General features: G+C 69.2%; 20 protein-coding genes. 8 read left to right on the plus strand and 12 right to left on the minus strand.

What is annotated here, in order from left to right; all coding sequences use genetic code 11:
- The 4 genes from BLT23_RS39215 to BLT23_RS39230 all read right to left on the minus strand — a co-directional run.
- Positions 1-183 (minus strand): hypothetical protein (locus BLT23_RS39215; protein ID WP_143036214.1); only part of this gene is annotated, 183 nt, incomplete at its 3' end.
- The gene (locus BLT23_RS39220; RefSeq protein WP_090060403.1) at positions 180-692 is read right to left on the minus strand and encodes a universal stress protein; all 513 of its coding nucleotides are present in this window, start codon (positions 690-692) and stop codon (positions 180-182) included. The genes BLT23_RS39215 and BLT23_RS39220, both read right to left, overlap by 4 nt.
- Before the next feature lie 71 nt (positions 693-763).
- Positions 764-1,975 carry an MgtC/SapB family protein gene (locus tag BLT23_RS39225; protein WP_090060405.1) on the minus strand — a complete coding sequence of 404 codons (1,212 nt, stop codon included), beginning with the start codon at positions 1,973-1,975 and terminating at the stop codon, positions 764-766.
- Between the two features lie 4 nt (positions 1,976-1,979).
- A complete protein-coding gene (locus tag BLT23_RS39230) occupies positions 1,980-2,189 on the minus strand; it encodes a DUF1918 domain-containing protein (RefSeq protein ID WP_090060408.1) in 210 nt (69 codons plus the stop codon).
- A 147-nt stretch (positions 2,190-2,336) separates the two neighbouring features.
- On the opposite strand from BLT23_RS39230, the gene BLT23_RS39235 reads away from it, so the two are divergent.
- Positions 2,337-2,816 carry a universal stress protein gene (locus tag BLT23_RS39235; protein WP_090060411.1) on the plus strand — a complete coding sequence of 160 codons (480 nt, stop codon included), beginning with the start codon at positions 2,337-2,339 and terminating at the stop codon, positions 2,814-2,816.
- Here BLT23_RS39235 and BLT23_RS41230 read toward each other — a convergent pair.
- The 6 genes from BLT23_RS41230 to BLT23_RS39265 form a co-directional block, all read right to left on the minus strand.
- Positions 2,789-3,256 (minus strand): 3'-5' exonuclease, encoded by a 468-nt coding sequence (locus tag BLT23_RS41230; protein ID WP_176947160.1) that lies wholly within the window; start codon positions 3,254-3,256, stop codon positions 2,789-2,791. The genes BLT23_RS39235 and BLT23_RS41230 overlap by 28 nt on opposite strands.
- A gap of 95 nt (positions 3,257-3,351) precedes the next feature.
- Positions 3,352-4,539, minus strand: coding sequence for a UvrD-helicase domain-containing protein (locus BLT23_RS39245; RefSeq protein WP_090060417.1), 1,188 nt, complete (start codon positions 4,537-4,539; stop codon positions 3,352-3,354).
- Entirely contained in the window at positions 4,536-6,257 is a 1,722-nt protein-coding gene (locus BLT23_RS39250; RefSeq protein WP_090060418.1) for an ATP-dependent nuclease, read from the minus strand. Before BLT23_RS39250 ends, BLT23_RS39245 begins: the two co-directional genes overlap by 4 nt.
- A gap of 276 nt (positions 6,258-6,533) precedes the next feature.
- Positions 6,534-7,400, minus strand: coding sequence for a universal stress protein (locus BLT23_RS39255; RefSeq protein ID WP_090060419.1), 867 nt, complete (start codon positions 7,398-7,400; stop codon positions 6,534-6,536).
- The gene (locus tag BLT23_RS39260) at positions 7,397-7,966 is read right to left on the minus strand and encodes a CBS domain-containing protein (RefSeq protein ID WP_090060420.1); all 570 of its coding nucleotides are present in this window, start codon (positions 7,964-7,966) and stop codon (positions 7,397-7,399) included. The genes BLT23_RS39255 and BLT23_RS39260 overlap by 4 nt, the downstream gene beginning before the upstream one ends.
- A gap of 26 nt (positions 7,967-7,992) precedes the next feature.
- Positions 7,993-8,685: a hypothetical protein gene (locus BLT23_RS39265; RefSeq protein WP_090060422.1), complete on the minus strand. Its 693-nt coding sequence runs from the start codon at positions 8,683-8,685 to the stop codon at positions 7,993-7,995.
- 124 nt (positions 8,686-8,809) lie between these two features.
- On the opposite strand from BLT23_RS39265, the gene BLT23_RS39270 reads away from it, so the two are divergent.
- A complete protein-coding gene (locus BLT23_RS39270) occupies positions 8,810-9,067 on the plus strand; it encodes a DUF1876 domain-containing protein (RefSeq protein ID WP_090060424.1) in 258 nt (85 codons plus the stop codon).
- Between the two features lie 12 nt (positions 9,068-9,079).
- A complete protein-coding gene (locus BLT23_RS39275) occupies positions 9,080-9,292 on the plus strand; it encodes an SHOCT domain-containing protein (protein WP_090060427.1) in 213 nt (70 codons plus the stop codon).
- Positions 9,293-9,382: 90 nt separating this feature from the next.
- Here the strand turns inward: BLT23_RS39275 and BLT23_RS39280 are convergent, their stop codons facing one another.
- Entirely contained in the window at positions 9,383-11,938 is a 2,556-nt protein-coding gene (locus BLT23_RS39280) for a cation-translocating P-type ATPase (RefSeq protein ID WP_090060429.1), read from the minus strand.
- A 107-nt stretch (positions 11,939-12,045) separates the two neighbouring features.
- Between BLT23_RS39280 and BLT23_RS39285 the strand changes: the two genes are divergently transcribed.
- From BLT23_RS39285 to BLT23_RS39295, 3 genes are all read left to right on the plus strand, one after another.
- Entirely contained in the window at positions 12,046-12,471 is a 426-nt protein-coding gene (locus BLT23_RS39285) for a hypothetical protein (protein ID WP_090060432.1), read from the plus strand.
- A gap of 10 nt (positions 12,472-12,481) precedes the next feature.
- A complete protein-coding gene (locus BLT23_RS39290) occupies positions 12,482-14,182 on the plus strand; it encodes a carboxypeptidase-like regulatory domain-containing protein (protein ID WP_143036215.1) in 1,701 nt (566 codons plus the stop codon).
- Positions 14,183-14,259: 77 nt separating this feature from the next.
- Positions 14,260-14,718 carry a Crp/Fnr family transcriptional regulator gene (locus BLT23_RS39295; protein ID WP_090060436.1) on the plus strand — a complete coding sequence of 153 codons (459 nt, stop codon included), beginning with the start codon at positions 14,260-14,262 and terminating at the stop codon, positions 14,716-14,718.
- Here the strand turns inward: BLT23_RS39295 and BLT23_RS39300 are convergent, their stop codons facing one another.
- Complete coding sequence (locus BLT23_RS39300; RefSeq protein ID WP_176947162.1) at positions 14,719-15,021, minus strand: HPF/RaiA family ribosome-associated protein; 303 nt, start codon at positions 15,019-15,021, stop codon at positions 14,719-14,721.
- Positions 15,022-15,173: 152 nt separating this feature from the next.
- Here BLT23_RS39300 and BLT23_RS39305 point away from each other — a divergent pair, with 152 nt between their 5' ends.
- A complete protein-coding gene (locus BLT23_RS39305) occupies positions 15,174-17,477 on the plus strand; it encodes a phosphoketolase family protein (RefSeq protein ID WP_090060440.1) in 2,304 nt (767 codons plus the stop codon).
- Positions 17,474-18,372, plus strand: an 899-nt coding sequence (locus BLT23_RS39310; protein ID WP_090060442.1) for an acetate/propionate family kinase, incomplete at its 3' end; no start/stop codon positions are given. The genes BLT23_RS39305 and BLT23_RS39310, both read left to right, overlap by 4 nt.

Genomic DNA, 18,372 nt, shown 5'->3' on the forward strand with positions numbered 1-18,372 from the left:
GTCCGGCGACACCATCCGCTCGACGAAGTCTTCGAGCTGCCGGGGCGAGGTGCTGAAGAACCTCAGGTAGCGGTCCTCGACCGGCAGTGACCTGTGCAGGTCGAGCAGCGCCTCAACGTCCTCGGGGCCGAGTTCGCGGACCTGCACGACCGTGCCGTCGGCGAGAAGCGCGGAGGTCGTCATAGCAGCGGTCCAGGCGTCAGTGGTGCGGCGCTGGTCTGCGGAACCTGCTGTTCACCGGTTTCCGGCTTCGGGGCGCGGATCACCACGACCGGGCAGGAGGCGTTGTGCACGCAGTGGCTGCTGACCGACCCGAGGACCGCCTCGACGAGCACTCCGTGGCCGCGGTTACCGACGACGAGGAGCTCGGCGTTCTTCGACGCCTCCACCAGCGCGGTCCTCGGGTCGCCCTCGACGAGGACCGGACGGATCTCGACGTCACCCCCGACGCCCTGCAGGGCCTCGTCCAGCCTGGTCCGCGCTGCCGCGCGCATCTCCTGCGGCAACAGTCCCGTGACGACCTCGGCGGGGGTGGGCCCGATGATGATCCCGTAGTCGGGGTGCCAGGCGGACACCGCGTCAACGCGACATCCGCGCCGCCGAGCGTCCTCCACGGCCCATTCCAACGCCGCCCGCGCGGCGGCCGATCCGTCCACGCCGACCACCACGGGCCGGGAAACCTGTTCGCTCATACCTCTGAGCCTCCCGGTCCGCGTGGCCGCCGGTGAGTGGCCGGGGTCCTCCCGCCGTCAGGACTTTGGTCCTAGCACCAAGCCATACCGAGCGTCACCGCGGCCACCGCAGGCGTGAGCCACGCGCCGAGCTTGACCGCGAACCGCGGTCCGCCCGCCACGCCGGCCAGCACCAGCTTCACGAGGGTGTTCGTCGCGAGTCCGGCACCGCAGGCCAAGACCGCCGTCTGGACGGAAATGAACTGCGGCGCGAGAGAAGCCGCTGCGATGGCGGCGGCATGTGCGTCCGCGAGGCCACCGAGCGCACCGGCGGCCACCACTCCTCCGCCGCCCAGCCATTCGGCCGCCGCCCGGGTCACCACCAGGAACAGCACGAGGACCGCGGCGAGGCTCAGAGCGGCTTTGACCGACATGGGCCTGTTGACCGCGGCCTCGTCGGTATCCGCTCGCTCGCTGCGCCACACGAGCCACGCGACCTCGACCAGCAGCGCCACGGCACCGGCGCCGATCGCGGGGAGCAAGCGGAGCGCTACCGGCGGGCTCGCCACCGCGGTGACCGCGACGATCTGCACAAGGGTGGCCAGGTTCACCGCTACCGTGCCGGGCAACGCCGCGTCCCCGACGACCCGGTGCTTGCGGGCCATCACCGCCGTGGTCGCCGAGCCGGAGACGAACCCGCCGGCGAACCCGGTCACGAGCAGTCCCCAGCGCTGACCGAACGCCCGCGCGGCCACGTAACCGGCCCATCCGATCACCGTCACCGCGATCACCAACCACCACACCCGTGTCGGGTTCAGCACCCCGTACGGCCCGAGGGGCCTGTCAGGCAGCAACGGCAGCACCACGAACGCGACGACGAACAATGCCATCGCATCGCGGACGTCTTGGTCGCTCACCACCTTGCGGGCGAACCGGTGCAACGGGCGCTTCGCCGCCAGCAGCGCGGCCGCCACCACCCCGGCCGGTACCGCGAGCTCGGGCCGTTCCCAGGCGAGTGCACCCAGCAGAAAAGTCACAATTGCCGCGACCTCGGTCGTCGCACCGGGTTCCGAGGTGCGCAGGTACCACGTGACGACCAGGGCGGCGACGGCCGCGAGCGCCACGCCCACGGCAATCGGTGAGATCGCGGCGCTCACCGCGCCGGCCAATGCGATCAGCGGGAAGGTCCGCGATCCGGCCGGCCGCACGGGGTCGTCGGCGGTGGCGTGCTCGCGCTCCACACCGAGCAGCAGGCCGATCGCGAGAGCCGTGGCCAGGTGTGTCAGCGCAGTCGCGGTGTCCACCGGCTCAGCCCGCGTGCGCCCGTGCGTCCTCGGCCGTGACGACGTGTGCGTCCGGTCCGGGGAACACCAGCGCCTCGTGCTCCGAGTCGAGCCACCGGACCACGTACGGCGGCGTCCCGTCCTCGTGTCGGACCTCGACGATGAGCCCGCGCCGGCCACCGTGGTCGATCACCGGCCCTTCGACGACCAGCCAGTCCCCTGCTTTCGCCTTCATGACGTCCTCCCGATCCGGAACGCCACCAGCGTTCGCCCTCGGGCGTTCCGTTCAGCAGGGCGAATGGACTCCGCAGTCTCGTGACGTTCGTCCCTGACGCGGAGAACGCCGTCGCAGCACGCTCGAAGTGAGAGAGAGGAACGGGCGATGAGGCAACCTGTGATCGTGGTGGGAGTGGACGGATCCACGGGAGCGAACGCCGCACTGCGGTGGGCACTGCACGAGGCGGCGCGCCGCGGCGCCCGAGTGGAGGCGGTGCTGGCCTACCACCACGAACCTGTGTTCGTGCCGGCCACCTCGATGGCGCTGCACCCGTACGGCGAGAGGCCCCAGAGGCACCCCGCGCGCGAGCTGCACGCCAACGTCGTGCTGGCACGTGCGGCGATGCACGACGCTTCCGACGTCGCGGAGGTCGTGGTGGTCGGAGACGCGGCCGACCACCTGGTCGAAGCGTCGCGGCACGCCGACCTGCTGGTGCTCGGCACGCGCGGTCACGGCGCACTCGCGGGAGCCGTGCTGGGCAGCGTGGCTACGAAGTGCCTGCGGCACGCCGAATGCCCGGTGGTCGTCATTCCGCCGCACGCCGCTGCGCGGGCGGTTCAGGCCAAGCCCACCTCACGCACGTAGCGGCTCACGCCGACCTCCCAGCTTCTACCGGACCTGGCGGTCGCGAAGCCCGAGTAGAAGATCTGGAGGTCGGTGCGGGCTCGGGTGATCGACACGTAGAACTTGCGCCGGTCCTCGTCGAACGCCTCGGTCGTCTTGCACAGGTAGCTCGGCATCAGGTTGTCGTCCGCACCGACGAGGAGAACGACGTCGAACTCCAGGCCCTTGCTGGACGTCGTGGTGATCACCTCCACCCGGTCCTGGCTCAGGGTGCGTCTCGCGAAGTCTTCGACGGAGAGCGACCACCGTCGCATCAGCATCTCCATCCGCGTCGACTCCGACACTTCACCCGCCAGCGCCACCCGGTCGAGCGCCTCGGCGAGACCAGTCGCCAGCAGCTCCTCGTAGAAGGTCACAGCCTGGTCGTCTCGCCGATCACCCCACTCGACCAGCAGGGTCACCAGCGAGCGGTCCCGTTGATGGGTCCACAACGGACCGAGCAGGTAGCGCCAGCGACGCAGCAGGTCGCCGAGCCGGAAGCCACTCGTCTCCCGTCCTACAGCCGCCCACGTCGCGGCGGCTTCGACGAACGTGGTGACCGAGTTCGGGTAGTACTCGGCTTCTTGTTCCGGTAGAACGCCGGGATTCCGTTCTGCCGCAATGAGGACACGGCTTCCTGACACATCGGGCCGGTAGGACAGAGCACAGCGATCTCGTGCAACGGCACCCCGTCGGCGTTCGCCTGCCTCACGGCTGCGGCAACGCGCGCGTACTGGCCCGGCCGCCCTTCCGGACATTTGAGGACGGAGACCCGCCCGCCTGGCTGGTGCCCGACCATCGGTGACCTGCCATCCCTCATCCGGTTCGCCACCTTGAGGATCTCGTCACGCGACCGGTAGTTGCGGGTCAGCTCGACAGAGGTCACATCGGGCCGGTCGGCGAGTTCGGTGAGCAACTCGGGCCGGGTTCCGGTGAAGCCGAACAGGGCTTGGTCCGGGTCGCCGACGGCGAAGAGCTCCGCGCCGTTGAAGTAGTCGAAGCACAGCGCCTTGACCACGCGATCCAGACCGGGAGACAGGTCCTGGTACTCGTCGACGTACAGATGCGGGTACTGCGCGGTCAACACCTGCCGCACGAGGAGGTGGTCTTCCACCAGTTCCACCGCGGTCGCGACCACACCGTCGAAGTCGTGCAGTCCGCGCTCCTGAAGCTTGGCCTCATAGAGCCGTGCCGCCTCGCGCACCCCTTCCCCGGACTTCGCCCATTCCTCGACGCTCGCCAGGCGCCTGCGGTTGAAACTGATCGTGCTCGCGACGTTGGTGGTGTCACCCCATGGGATCGCCTCGGCCACCGCCTGGCTGAGGAGCTTGTCGCCTTCTTCCTCGCTGACGATCGTGATCGACGCCAGTTCGGGACGCCCGATCGCGTACGCGAACGGAGCCAGGACCTTGCCCAGCAGGAAGCTGTGCACCGTGCCGATGAACAGGCTGGGACGATCTTCGACGCCCAGCAGCCCCACCCGCCGGCGCAACTGGTCCGCAGCCGCGTTGGTCAAGGTGATGCACGCAGCGCCCTGTGGCCGCCGGATCTTGGTCGCGAGGTCGTGGGCCATCCTGGTGGCCAGCAGCTTCGTCTTACCACTACCGGGCGGGGCGAGCACGACACAATGGCCCTCGGTCGTGAACGCCTCCCACTGTCGTTCGTTCTGCTTCAGGTCGTCGATCGACTCGGACAGTCTGCTCACCGCGCCACCAGGTGACGGAGGGCCTTCTCGACGTGATCTGACGGAGCGATGTCGCGCACCGAGAGGCGCTGGGCATAACGGCCCTTGCCACCGGCGTTGCCGACGATCCGCATGAACTCTTCCTGGTCCGGCACGGCTCCCTTCCAGGCGTCCACCACCGCGGCCGACGGCGCCGCGCACAGTTCTTTCATGACCGAGAAGACCGGCTCGACGTTCTGCGGCCGGGTGGTGACGAGGTCGTACTCCAGGGTGGTGTCGCCTACGAAGATGCCGTGGTCTTCAGGCGAGCCGGTGAGGCCGAGGACGTCGAGCAGCTTGGCGGCGCGTGCCTCGCCGGCCGAGCGTCCCTTGCTGTCGACATCGCCGTCGGTGATCACAGCCCACGGAAGTCCGAGCGCTTCGCAGAACCGCACATAGGTCGAGAAGTGTGTGCCGTGCACGGCACACACCGTGATGCCTTCCTTGTCGAGGTCGATGCCGAGCGACCTCGCGAACGCCGGCACGAGTACCTGCTCCGCGTATCCCTCGACGAGCAGCACCTTCCTGGCGAAGACGATCTCCGCGCGGGTGGCGTCGAGGTAGCGGGCGATGTCCTCCCACTCTGTCGGTTCCAGGTCGGCCTTGCGTGCCTGGGATGCGGTGGTCGTGCCTCCGACGTTGCGCAGGACGACCAGGCAGCGCGGGTCGGTGACGCTGGCGATGTGGGGCGATTGCGTCGTCACCAGTGCCGTGTGGGATCCGTCGCGCTCGCGCAGCAACCTGCGGAAGACCAGCCTCTGCAGGTGTGGGTGCAGGTGTGCCTCCGGTTCCTCGATGGCCGTGACGACGTGAGCGATGTCCGGGTCGTCGACCATCCGCGCGTCCAGGCCCAGTTCCTGCAACGCCAGGTAGATCACGTTCAGGGTGCCGAGGCTGGCGCTGCCGAGCGGACGGTTCGCGTCACCGTCCACGAACAGCTTCATCGCCCGGATGAGTCGAGCGGGCTCATCCGGGGCGGCCGCGAGCCTGGTCTCGACGGCTTGGCCCTGCCCGACCATGTCGACCAGGCGTCCGCCGATGTTCTCGCCGAGCTCCTTGATGACGGCGAGGCCGTTGAGCTTGTCGTTGGCCTCCTTCATGGCGGCTTTGACGTCGTCCAAGCCGTCGCTCTCCCCCGCCGCCGCGGCGGCCGTCACGAGCAGGTTTCGCAGTGGAGACCTCCGCCAGTTGCGGATGTCGGCCTCGACGTCACGCAGCGCGTGCAGGAAGACGAGGTGCAGGCTTGCCAGCTTCTCTGAGCTGATCGGCTGGCCATCCCCTGCACCGCCGTACACGGCGCCCTTGTAGCGCGGGCGGTCGTCGCCGGTGCCGTCGACCGGCGCGAAACGGTAGGTCAGCCGCGCCCTCGGCGGGTCCTCGGCGACCAGCGCATCGCTGAGGGCGGCGATGAGCCCCGCGTTGCCCATGAAGTCCTCGACCTCGATCGACGCCTGGATGACGTGGCCCTCGGCCATCGGGTCCCAGTCGGGCTCGCCGTTGGAAAGGCCGTCGTGGAAGTCCTCCGCACCGAGCTGGCGGTCCGCATAGGACAGCCGACCGTCGAGGATCAGGCGCAGGGCGTGGAGCAGGTTGCTCTTGCCTGCTCGGTTCTCGCCCACGATCACCGTGCCGGAGCACAGCTCCAGGTCGACGTGAGCGAGGTTTCGGAAGTTCTCGACGATGAAACGGGTGATGCGCATGAAGTCTGGACGCTCCAACGATTCGCGAGGTTGAAGGCCGAAAGGTACTCGATCGGGTGATCCTTGCACCAAATCGATGCCACACGCCCTCGCGGACAATCGGATTGAACCAAAGAAGTGCATCCACCCAGCGATGACCAGGGGCAACGGCAAGCTGTCACCAGGAAGACGAGCGGGTAACTACACCCTGGACGGCACTTTGGACGGAATATGAGGGCAGAACTGTCACTTTATTGTCCAGTTCTACCGGCATTCCATCCACAAACCGTACGGCCGTCACTCAGAAGGCCGGACAATCGCCAGCGGACACGGGGAGTTGTAGACGAGCGCCTGGCTGGTCGAACCCAGCAGCATGCCGGCGAAACCGCCGTGCCCGTGGCTGCCCACGACCACCAGCTGTGCCTCGGCGCCGAACCGCATCAGGGCGCGCACGGGCCGGTCCCGCATCACCACGCGATGCACGTCCACGTCCGGGTACTTCTCCTGCCACCCGGCCAGCCGTTGCGCGAGAAGGCGGTTCTGTTCGCGCTCGACCTGGCCCCAGTCGATGGTGAGCCGGTGACCCTCCACCATGAAGTCCTGCCAGCACATGACCGCGGTCAGCCCGCAGCCGCGCGTTGACGCGGCGTCGAACGCGAACGCCAGGGCAGCCTCTCTCGTCGAAGAACCGTCCACACCCACCACCACCGGACCACCGGGCACAGACGTGCCGCGGACGACGACGAGCGGACACTCGCCGTGGTAGGCAACGGCCAGCGCGGTCGAGCCGAGCAGCAGACCCGTGACGTTGCCGAGTCCCTCGGACCCCAGCACCATCAGCCGGGCGTCCCGCGACTCGGCGATGAGCACGTGCCGCCCGTTCTCGTCGACGACGGAGGTGCTCACCTCGACGTTCGGCGCCACCGCGCGAGCGGCGCTCACCGCTTCCGCCAGCCACTCGTGTGCCTGGTCCTCCACGGCCTGTCGCATCTCCTCGCCGTCCAGGACGACTCCCGGGTAGGTCAGCACCAGCAGGCCGTACCCGTGCACCAAGCGGAGCGGCAGGTGGCGGCGATCGCAGTCCTCGGCGGCCCACTTCACCGCCGCCAGTGCCGACGGCGAGCCGTCGACCCCGACCACGACCGGGGCGTTGGGTCCCTTCATCGTTCTCCTCCAGTCAGCACGCGGACGCGCAGCACACCGGGCACGGAGCCGGTGAGCGCGGTCAGCACGCGTTCGGTCTCCTCGTCGACGTTCTCCGCCTCCACGACGGCTTCACCGTCCTGGACGACGACCCTCCACTTGCGACCGCCGCCGTAGACGTCGAGAACGCGCTGCGCCTCGGCCTGCACGGTCGTGTCCGTGCGCGCCAGCACGCGCACGAGGTCTCGCCTGGTCACCACACCGATGACCTCGGCGCCGTCGACGACGGGCAGGCATCGAATCCGGTCGTCCACCAGGACCCGGGCGATCAGGCTCCCTTGTGCCCCCGCGTCCATCGACTCGGCGGGAGAGGTCATCACCTCACCCACGGTCCTGGCCCCGGACTCCTCGACCCACCCGTTGCGGAGCAGGTCGGCCTCAGTCACGATCCCGACGAGCCTCTTCTCGTCGTCCACCACCGGCAGCGCGGTGAACCCGTGCGACACGAGCAACGCCGCGGCGCCGCGGACGGGCACCTGCGGAGTCACCGTGATGGCGGGACTGGACATGATGTCGCGAGCACGCATGGCGCTCCTCCTTTCTTCCTTCGACGCTAGGAACGAGCCATGTCCGCGGACGCGGCCGTTGGTCCCACGCTCTCCGGGTCCTTCGCACCGACCACCAGGAGCGCCTGTGGGAAGCCGGCGAGCCCGTGACGTTCGATCAAGCCCGCACGCCACACCTGCCGGTGCATCAGGTGGACCACCGGTCTGACCCGCACACCGGCGACCCGTGCGGCGAGCACTGCCGCCTGCAGCGCGGCGCCTCCCCGGACGTGGTCCGGACGTCCGTCACCGACAGTCAGCACGACCACCGTGTGGTCGTCCACCGGGCGCAGTTCGGTGCCGGCCCAGTGGTTGGCGGACACCAGGTCGCGGGCGTCGCCGTCCAAGTCGCCGCCGGGCAGCCGGATCGCCCTGTGCTGGTCCAGTTCCTGGTTGACGGGCGGTTGCCGCCGATCGGCTTGGACGATCGCGATCAGGTCCGGGTTGGCGTGGTCGGACGGGAACACGACCTTGGTGTGCCACCCGGTGGCTCGGATCGCGAGCACGATGTGCTCCAGTGCCGCCCCGCAGGTCAGCAGCCGGTCGAGCCCCAGCGGGTCGTGCGGCGACCTGCCCGCGACCTCGTAGAGGTAGACCGACCGGTTGTGCAGCTCCAGCACCCAGGGCTTGCCCGCGCTGTGAACGGGCGCCTTCCTGGCTGCTTCCACGATCTCCGCCGCTTCGGCGGCACTCCAGCGCATGGTTCGACGATGCCGCCGCGGGCGGCTCGCCCGACAGAGCGGAGGGGCACGGCCGGTGAGGGCCCTTGGCCTCTGCGCGTACCGCGCGTGCCGGATCACGCTGGAGACCCTGGAGGAGGTTTCCATGAGCACCGCGAAGAAGTGGTCCGTCGAGATCCACATCGACGAGCACGAGTCGAAGACCAGGGCGGAGGCGCGGCTGCACACCGGCGACAGGACTCACCTCGTCGGGCACGGCCTGGCCCGCCTCAACCCCGCCGACCGCGACGTCCCGGAGATCGGCGACGAGCTCGCGGCATCGCGGGCACTCGCCGACCTCGCACACCAGCTGTTCGACGCGGCCGCCGACGACATCGACGGCGTCACGCAGCACACCGAGTGAGAGGAGCGCGCGATGATGTACTACGGCACCCCCATGGGCTGGGGCGGCTACGTGCTGATGACCCTGAGCATGATCGTCTTCTGGAGCGGGATCCTCGTTCTGGTCACGGTCCTGCTCCGCCGGCACGGCGGCACCGCACTGCACGTCCTCGAGGAGCGCCTGGCGAAGGGTGAGATCGACACCGAGGAGTTCGACCGCCTGCGCAAGGTGCTTCGCTCGCGCTGATCGGTGGTCGTCGAGCCCTCAACCAGCGGGCGGTTCGGACCTTCGGCACAGACGCGTACGGCATTCAGGGCGAGGACCGAACCGTCCGCTTCACCCTGCCAAACGAATCCTGCGTACCAGGAACGCCTTCATGGCAGCGTCCACGCCGAGGACGACGGGCACCGTCGCCAACGCGAGTGTCCACCCGAGCGCCGACGGCGCATGTCCTCCGAGCAGATCAGGCAGTGGCGGCACGAACAAGAAGATCGCCAGCACAGCGAGTTCGAACGCGACAGCCCACAACAACAACTTGTTGCCTCGCAGGCCGACCCGCCGGACAGACCGGGTCGCGCTGCGGCACGCATAGGCGTTCGCCAACTGCCCGAGCACGATCGCGGCGAAGGCGGTGCCCGACGCGGTGGCGAGCAGCGCCATGTCCGGTGTCTCACCGAAACGCCAGCCCCCGGCGAACAGCACCACGAGGAAGGCCAGCATCGACATCATCGCCTCCGCGGGGCCGAGCACTCCGAACGCACGACGCACAAGCGCGCCGTTGATCAACGTCCCGGTGCGCAGACGTCCTTTCATGGTGCGTTTGTTGGGCGGCTCGGCGCCGAGGGCAAGGGCGGGAAGCAGGTCGGTGCCGATGTCCAGGGCCAACACCTGCAGCACACTGATCGCCAGTGGGATCGTGCCGCCGGACAACGCCCAGACCACGAACGGAGTGAGCTCGGCGACGTTGTCCGTCAGGTGGTAGGTCAGGAAGCGGCGGATGTTCGCGAACGTGGCGCGTCCCAGTTCGACCGCGGCGACAATGGTGCTGAAGTGGTCGTCGAGCAGGACGAGGTCGGCCGCCTCACGAGCCACATCCGTACCGGAGGCGCCCATCGCGATGCCGATGTCGGCTGCTCGCAGCGCCGGCCCGTCGTTGACCCCGTCGCCGGTCATCGCGACGACGTGTCCCTTGCGCTGCAGGGCGGTCGCGATCCGGAGCTTGTCCTCCGGTGTCACGCGGGCGACCACAACGCCGTCGCGGTCCAGCAACGACCCGAGTTCGCCCTGGTCAGCGGGCAGGTCCTTGCCTTCGATCACCAGGGCGCCCGGTCCCAGCAGTCCGACCTGCCCGGCGATGGCCCGCGCCGTGGCCGGGTGGTCACCGGTGATCATGGCGATGCGGATTCCCACCGAGCGGCACGACGCGATGGCATCAGCCACATCATCCCGCGGCGGGTCCTGCAGTCCCACCAGGCCGAGCAGGTTCAGATCCCGTTCCGCTCCCTCCCACGACTCCTCGTCCCCTGTCCGCGCGGGCCGCCGGGCGACGGCCAGCACCCGCAAACCGCGCTCGGCCAATGAGGCCAGGGCCTCGTGCGCCCCGGGCACAGCACCGCACAGAGGCAGGACCGAGTCCGGAGCCCCCGTGACGTGCACTCCGTCGGAGTCCACCACGGACGATCGGCGGCGCCTCGGGTCGAACGGGAACCGGACCGCATCCGCGGAAGGTCCGTCCACGTCCAGACGTGCGGCGAGAACGTGCAGGGCGACCTCCATCGGATCGCCCACCGGAAGCCACCTGCCTTCGTCAAGACGGGCGTGGGCTGCCGGAGAACACCGCTTGGCGGTCGAGGCCAGTGCCCGGACGCTTTCGACTGCCTCGGGCGGTCCGTCGACGGTGCCGGTCGGCTCGTAGCCGTTGCCGTGCACGACCACTTCACCCTGCGGTGTCCACACCCCCACAACGGACATCTCGTTGCGAGTCAGCGTTCCGGTCTTGTCTGTGCAGATGAACGTCGTCGCACCCAGCGTCTCAACGGCGTCGAGCCTGCGCACCAAAGCCTTCCTGGCCGCCATGCTCTGCGCCGCGCGGGCCAGGGACAACGTGACGGTGGGCAGCAGCCCTTCCGGCACGAGCGCGACCGTGACACCGATGGCGAACAGGAAGCCCTCGGCCACAGGAAGGCCGAGCAGGACCGAGACGCCGAAGAACACCGTGCCGACCGCCACGGCCATCACCGCGACCACGACCACGACCTTGTGCAGCTGAGCGGCCAGCGGACTGGGCGGTGGCTTCGCCTCTTGCGTCAGCGCGGCGATGCCGGCGAGCCTCGTGTGCCCTCCGGTCGCAGTCACCAGCGCGGTCGCCTCTCCTTCCGCGACGTATGTCCCCGCGTACACCTGTTGTCCCATAACGGGTCTAGTCGGAACGCTCTCCCCGGTCAGCATCGACTCGTCCACCGCGAGGCCAGCGGCCGTCAGCACCTCACCGTCGGCGCAGACCCGTGCGCCCGCCTCCAGCACCAGCTCGTCACCGACGACCAGTTCCGAGGCGTCGACCTGCAGGAGGTGGCCGTCCCTCCGCACCGTGGCACGCACGGGCATCAAGTCCTGCAACCGCTGCGCCGCCTGGTCGGCCCGGTACTCCTGGGCGAACGCGAACACCCCGTTGAGCACGACCACGACGACGATGGCCACGGCCAGCGCGGGCATGCCCGCGACCAGGGCCAGCACAGCCGCCGCCCACAGCATCAACGCGAAGAAGTGCACCATCTGCCCGGCCAAGAGCAGCAACGGATGCCGTCGCTTGGCCATCGGCAGAGCGTTCGGTCCGTCGTCTCGCAATCGCCTGGCCGCCTCTGCCGAGGAGAGGCCGGTCGTCGCCACTGTCATGGGTCAATTGCAGCGGGGCAGCCAGATCCCCTACAGGGCGCGACGTCCCGCCTCATCGGGGCCCATGTTCTCTGTGCGTACACACATCCCGGTTCGACCCTGAAGGCATGGACACCGACAGCTACATCACTTTCCTGGTCTTCGCAGCGCTGCTGGTCCTGATCGACGCGGCCGTCATCACGATCAGCGGACGCAAGTACTTGCGCGACGACAACCACCCCGGCATCGGTCTGGCGGCGAGCTGGCTGACGACCACGTTGTTCACGTTGATCGTGCTCGGACTTGTCGCCCTGATCTCCCCGCTGGACCTGCCGGTCGACGGAGAGCTGCAGAAACTGGTGACCAAGCTGGGTGTCGTGCTGCTCCTGCTGGCGGCGGCCCACGCGATCACGATGGGAGTTCTTGGCCGCTATCGGGGTGAAGAGCGGCAGGAGCACCTCGCGGAGGAACTGACCGAGAAGCGCCCCAAGGCGGTCCCGAGGGCCGAGGTGACGCCCTCGCTCGAACGTGACGAACCGTATTCGACGGTGTGAGGAGACTCCGATGCGATTACCACTTCCAGCCCGGTCAGCTACAGCAGTCTCGCTGGCCGTGATGCTGTGCCTCGGCGTGTCCGCCGGACCGGTGCTGGCCGACGACCAACCCCCGACCACCACACCCACCGTGTCGGCCCCGGCTGAGACGACGACGCCGGACGTGCCCGTGCCGAGCACGGCCACTCCCCCGGCTCCGACGTCCTCCGAACCCACGACGACCGAGCCTGTTCCTTCGCCCGCACCTCAAGCACAGGAGGCCGTGGACCTGCGCCTGCGGGTCTGGTTCGAGAAGTCGGTGTACCCGGTGCACGAACCGATCACGGCCCACGCCAGCGTGACGAACGTCGGCACCGCGAGTGCTCACCAGGTGATGGTGAGCTCGACCGGCAACGTCTGGCCGCTGGAGTGGCGGCCGCTGGACCCGGGCTCCGGCGGCGTCACCATCGATCCTGGGCAGACCGCCGAAGCCTCGGCCACGGGAACCGTGCAGGAGGACTTCAGCACTGTGCACCTCGCGGTGACGGTGTGGACTACCGAAGGAGAGCCCGACGCCAACCCGGACGACAACTCGGTTTCCGCGACGGTGCCCTTGGAGATCCGGTACGGCTCCTACCGCGGAACGGTGTACGGGGACCGCGACGCGGACCACGTCATCGACCCCGGCGAGGGACTGCCCGGGGTCGACGTGACCTTGTCGGGCGGCGTCCCGGGAACCGTGCGCTACGCGCGCGCCGACGAGTCCGGCCGGTTCGAGCTCACCGATCTGCCCTTCGGGTCGTACTACCTCACCTTCTCCTCCTATCCCGGCTGGGTCCTGCTCGCCGACTCGTTCGTCCTGAACGAGCCGGACCACCCCGCCGGTGTCTTCCGGGCGATGCCCCAGGTGTCGGGAAACCTCACCGCGACCTTGGCCTTCGCCGAGAAGTCCTACCCGCTCGGCTCGACCGCCCGCGCGGTCCTGACTCTCGAGAACACCGGTCCCGTCCCGCTGACCGATCTCACCGCCGCGTGCGAGATGGACTTCGGGTACGGAACGGTCGAAGCCGATGTCGGAGAGCTGCGCGATCCTGGCGTCACCCTCCCGGTGGGGGTGACCCGTCAGTACGACGTGACGCTGCCCGTCAGCGACGTGGCGGTGTCCTGGGGTTACGTGCGGCTCACCTGTTTGGTGGGAGCGCCGCCGAGGGTGAACGACCTCCGTCTCGAGGCGCTGGTGAGCGTCCCGGGTGGGGTGGCGCCGATGGTGACCGGCCTGCTGCTGAAGAGCCGGCTGGCGGCACTGGGGCTGCCACCGGGCACGCCGGTGCCGAACGTGAAGGTGTACCTGCGCAATCGGCTCACCGGAACGATCGCCGCTCGTGACATCACCACCGCGGCGGGCCGCTTCACCTTCTACGACGTGCCGGCCGGCCTCTACGACTTCGGCCTGGTCGGCCCCTGGCAGCTGGAAGGACCTCTGGACTTCCAGGTCAGCGCCGGGGAGAACGGGTCCTACACGCGCTGGGTGGTCATCAAGCCCGGTCCGGAACAGCCCGATCCGGACGCCGTCCCGCCCAGCGGCGGGGAGGTGGTTCCCACGCCTGAGGGCGACCTGCCCGTCCTGGCGGAGACGGGTGCCGCCGTCGCGTGGCTCGCCTTCGGAGGCTTGTTCAGCGTCGCCGTCGGCTGTGCCTTGGTCCTCTGCTCGCCGCGGCGGCTTCGGCGATGAACGTGCTGGTCCCCGGCTCAGGCGGGGGACCAGCCCCTCGCGTCCGCGAAACGACCCGACAAAGGCGGTGACAGACGATGACCACACCTGTGGCGGACCTTGACGCCCTTCCGCTCTTCGCATGCCTCTCCCACACCGAGAGAGCGGCGATCGCCGGCGTCAGCCGGATCGAGACCTACAGGTCCGGCACCCGGTTGTTCGACGAAGGAGCACCGGCCGACCGCTGCTGGGTCGTGCTGTCCGGCTGCGTCGTGCTCGACGCAGCCGACCCCGCGGGAGGCCGGGTCGCGCTGCAGGGCATCGGCCCTGGTGAGCTCGTCGGCCTGTCGTGGCTCGTCCCGCCGCACCGCTGGCACTTCGGCGGCTCGGTGGTGTCGCCCACCCGAGCGGTGGCGATCGACACCGCTGCCGTCCGTGAGCTCGCCGACGACGACCCGGCACTCGGCTACCGGTTGTCCCTGGTGCTGCTCGCCTCCATGGTGGAGAGGTTGCACACCACCCGGCTCCGGTTGCTGGACCGGCATCGTGGCCCGTGATCAGTCGCGCATCTTCACCAGCTGGTTCTGCAGCTGGTCGTGAGCGTGGTCGACGGCCTCCTCGAACGTCGGCGCCTCGGTCCTTGCGACCACCGGCGTGCCGTTGACGTCGAGGTTCACGTGCACGGCGATGGCGCGCGGGCCGTCCGCCATGAGCCGGACGTGGGCGAACTCGGTGGGTTCGGGCGCATACCGCGCAAGCGGCGCGATCTTGTCGTGTGCATATTGCCTCGCCGCGGCGGGAACCTTGTCGGCGAGCTCGACCACGACGTTGCCGATCACCGTTGCACCAGCGTTGTTCATCAGATCCTCCATCGAAGTGATACCCGCACTCTCGCCCCAAATGATCTCGAGTCGACAGATCCGAAAGAGCCCGGTTCGATGGGACCTGGGTCCCTGGTCCTGAATCAGTTCAGCCGCCACTGTTGGAAGCACACCGAGCTGAGGAGTGCGTCATGTCCCACGCCGACCTGTCGCTGGTCGACGCGTACTGGCGGGCCGCCAACTACCTGTCGGCGGGCCAGATCTACCTGATGGACAACCCTCTGCTGACCGAGCCGCTGGCGCCCGAGCACATCAAGCCGCGTCTGCTGGGCCACTGGGGCACCACGCCCGGTCTGAACTTCCTGTACGCCCACCTCAACCGCGTGATCCGGGAGCGCGACCTGGACATGATGTTCGTGACCGGCCCTGGCCACGGCGGGCCCGCGCTGCTCGCGAACACGTGGCTGGAGGGCACCTACAGCGAGACCTACCCCGGCGTGCCGCGTGACGCCGAGGGCATGCGCACGCTGTTCCGCCAGTTCTCCTTCCCCGGCGGGGTGCCCAGCCACGTCGCGCCGGAGGTGCCGGGCTCGATCCACGAGGGTGGCGAGCTGGGCTACTCGCTCGCGCACGCGTTCGGCGCGGCGTTCGACAACCCCGGGCTGGTCGTGGCGTGCGTGGTCGGTGACGGCGAGGCCGAGACGGGGCCGCTCGCCGCCAGCTGGCACGCGAACAAGTTCCTCAACCCGGAGACCGACGGCGCGGTGCTGCCGATCCTGCACCTCAACGGGTACAAGATCGCGAACCCGAGCCTGTTGTCGCGCATCCCGCGCGACGAGCTCGACTCGCTGTTCCGCGGCTACGGCTACCAGCCGTTCCACGTCGAGGGCCACGAGCCGGAGGCGATGCACGCCCGCATGGCGGAGGTGCTCGACGAGGTCCTCGACCTGATCGCGCGGGGCGGGCGGCCGATGATCGTGCTGCGCAGCCCGAAGGGCTGGACCGGGCCGTCCGAAGTGGACGGGCTGCCGGTCGAGGACACCTGGCGGTCGCACCAGGTGCCGCTGGCGGGCGTCCGGGACAACCCCGGGCACCTGGCGATGCTGGAGTCGTGGCTGCGCGGCTACCGGCCGGAGGAGCTGTTCGACGCGGACGGCGTGCCACGGCCGGAGCTGGCCGCGCTCGTGCCGGAGGGCACCCGGCGGATGGGCGCGAGCCCGCACGCCAACGGCGGCCTGGTGCTGCGGGAGCTGAAGATGCCGTCGATCCGCGAGCACGCGGTCGAGGTCGTCAAGCACGGCAGCACCCAGTCGGAGCCGACGCGCGTCCTCGGCCGGTTCCTGCGCGACGTCGTCACGCTCAACGAGAAGGAGCGGGACTTCCGCGTCTTCGGGCCGGACGAGACCGCGTCCAACCGGCTGGACGCGGTCTACGAGGTCACCGGGAAGCAGTGGCAGGCGGAGACGCTGCCGGTGGACGAGCACCTGGTGCCCGACGGCCGGGTGGTCGAGGTGCTGTCCGAGCACCTGTGCCAAGGCATGCTGGAGGGGTACCTGCTCACCGGCAGGCACGGCCTGTTCAACTGCTACGAGGCGTTCATCCACATCGTCGACTCCATGTTCAACCAGCACGCCAAGTGGCTCAAGACCCACCGCAAGCTGGAGTGGCGCCGCCCCGTGGCGTCGCTGAACTACCTGCTCAGCTCCCACGTCTGGCGCCAGGACCACAACGGTTTCTCGCACCAGGACCCCGGCTTCATCGACCACGTCATGAACAAGAAGGCCGAGGTCGTCCGCGTCTACCTGCCGCCGGACACCAACACCCTGCTCTCCGTCGCCGACCATTGCCTGCGCAGCAAGGACTACGTCAACGTCATCGTCGCGGGCAAGAACGAGACCCCCGACTGGCTTTCGGCCGAGGAGGCCGAGCTGCACTGCGCCCGCGGCGCCGGGATCTGGGAGTGGGCCAGCAACGACGAGGACGAACCGGACGTCGTGCTGGCCTGCGCGGGCGACGCGCCCACGGTCGAGGTCCTGGCCGCGACGACCCTGCTGCGCGAGCACCTGCCGTCGTTGCGGGTGCGGGTCGTCAACGTCGTGGACCTGATGCGGCTGCAACCCGACACCGAGCACCCGCACGGCATGCCCGACCGCGAGTTCGACGCGCTGTTCACCACCGACAAGCCGGTGATCTTCGCCTACCACGGCTACCCGTGGCTCATCCACCGCCTCACCTACCGCCGCACCAACCACCACAACCTCCACGTCCGCGGCTACAAGGAGGAAGGCACCACCACGACCCCGTTCGACATGCTCGTGCTCAACGACCTCGACCGCTACCGCCTCGTCATAGACGTGATCGACCGCGTCCCCGGGCTCGGCCCGAAAGCCGCCAGGCTGCGGCAGCTCATGCAGGACCAGCGCACCCGCCACCACGCCTGGATCCGCGAACACGGCGAGGACCTGCCCGAGGTCCGGGACTGGACCTGGCAATGAACACCTTGGTCGTGAACGCGGGCTCGTCGAGCCTGAAGCTGTCGGTGCTCGGCGAGGACGACACGGTCCTCGCCGAGCACCACGCCGAACGCTGGCACGGCGAAACCGAACCGCTCGAACAGTTCCTCGCCACCGCACCGCGGATCGACGCCGTTGGTCACCGCGTCGTGCACGGAGGGCCAGACTTCGTTGAAGCACAACGCATCGACGGCCAAGTGCGGGCAGCACTGGAAGAGCTGACCGACCTGGCACCGCTGCACCAGCCCCGCGCACTGGCGGGCATCGACGCCGTGACGGCCGTGCTCCCCGACATCGCCCAAGTCGCGTGCTTCGACACGGCCTTCCACGCGACCATGCCGGACTTCGCGACCACCTACGCACTTCCCGCCGAATGGCGCCAGCGGTGGAACGTGAAGCGGTACGGCTTCCACGGCCTCTCCCACTCCTACGCGTCCCGCCGCGCGACCGAGCTGGCGGGAATGCCGGACGCACGAGTCGTCAGCTGCCATCTCGGCGCGGGCGCGTCGCTCGCGGCCGTGCGCGACGGCCGGTCCGTCGACACCACGATGGGCTTCACCCCGCTGGCCGGGCTCGTGATGGCCTCCCGCAGCGGCGACGTCGACCCCGGCCTGCTGGTCTGGCTGCTCAAAGCCGGCCTCTCCGTCGAGGAGCTCGAAGACGGCCTCGAACACCACTCCGGCCTCACCGGCCTGACGGGAACCGGCGACATGCGCGAGGTGCGCGCGGCAGCCGAGAGCGGACACCACGACGCGGTGCTGGCACTGGAGATCTACACCCACCGGCTCCGCCAGGCGATCAGCGCGATGGCCGCCTCGCTCGGCGGCGTCGACCTGCTCGTGTTCACCGGCGGGGTCGGCGAGAACGACGCCACGCT

The sequence above is a fragment of the Lentzea fradiae genome, from assembly GCF_900100955.1.
In the GTDB taxonomy this organism is placed as follows: domain Bacteria; phylum Actinomycetota; class Actinomycetes; order Mycobacteriales; family Pseudonocardiaceae; genus Lentzea; species Lentzea fradiae.

Bases quoted from the DNA above. Each gene is read 5' to 3' on its own strand.
- BLT23_RS39220 (WP_090060403.1), bottom strand. From the start codon at position 692: ATGAGCGAACAGGTTTCCCGGCCCGTGGTGGTCGGCGTGGACGGATCG.
- BLT23_RS39230 (WP_090060408.1), bottom strand. From the start codon at position 2,189: ATGAAGGCGAAAGCAGGGGACTGGCTGGTCGTCGAAGGGCCGGTGATC.
- BLT23_RS39235 (WP_090060411.1), top strand. From the start codon at position 2,337: ATGAGGCAACCTGTGATCGTGGTGGGAGTGGACGGATCCACGGGAGCG.
- BLT23_RS39250 (WP_090060418.1), bottom strand. From the start codon at position 6,257: ATGCGCATCACCCGTTTCATCGTCGAGAACTTCCGAAACCTCGCTCAC.
- BLT23_RS39255 (WP_090060419.1), bottom strand. From the start codon at position 7,400: ATGAAGGGACCCAACGCCCCGGTCGTGGTCGGGGTCGACGGCTCGCCG.
- BLT23_RS39260 (WP_090060420.1), bottom strand. From the start codon at position 7,966: ATGCGTGCTCGCGACATCATGTCCAGTCCCGCCATCACGGTGACTCCG.
- BLT23_RS39265 (WP_090060422.1), bottom strand. From the start codon at position 8,685: ATGCGCTGGAGTGCCGCCGAAGCGGCGGAGATCGTGGAAGCAGCCAGG.
- BLT23_RS39270 (WP_090060424.1), top strand. From the start codon at position 8,810: ATGAGCACCGCGAAGAAGTGGTCCGTCGAGATCCACATCGACGAGCAC.
- BLT23_RS39275 (WP_090060427.1), top strand. From the start codon at position 9,080: ATGATGTACTACGGCACCCCCATGGGCTGGGGCGGCTACGTGCTGATG.
- BLT23_RS39280 (WP_090060429.1), bottom strand. From the start codon at position 11,938: ATGACAGTGGCGACGACCGGCCTCTCCTCGGCAGAGGCGGCCAGGCGA.
- BLT23_RS39285 (WP_090060432.1), top strand. From the start codon at position 12,046: ATGGACACCGACAGCTACATCACTTTCCTGGTCTTCGCAGCGCTGCTG.
- BLT23_RS39290 (WP_143036215.1), top strand. From the start codon at position 12,482: ATGCGATTACCACTTCCAGCCCGGTCAGCTACAGCAGTCTCGCTGGCC.
- BLT23_RS39295 (WP_090060436.1), top strand. From the start codon at position 14,260: ATGACCACACCTGTGGCGGACCTTGACGCCCTTCCGCTCTTCGCATGC.
- BLT23_RS39300 (WP_176947162.1), bottom strand. From the start codon at position 15,021: ATGAACAACGCTGGTGCAACGGTGATCGGCAACGTCGTGGTCGAGCTC.
- BLT23_RS39305 (WP_090060440.1), top strand. From the start codon at position 15,174: ATGTCCCACGCCGACCTGTCGCTGGTCGACGCGTACTGGCGGGCCGCC.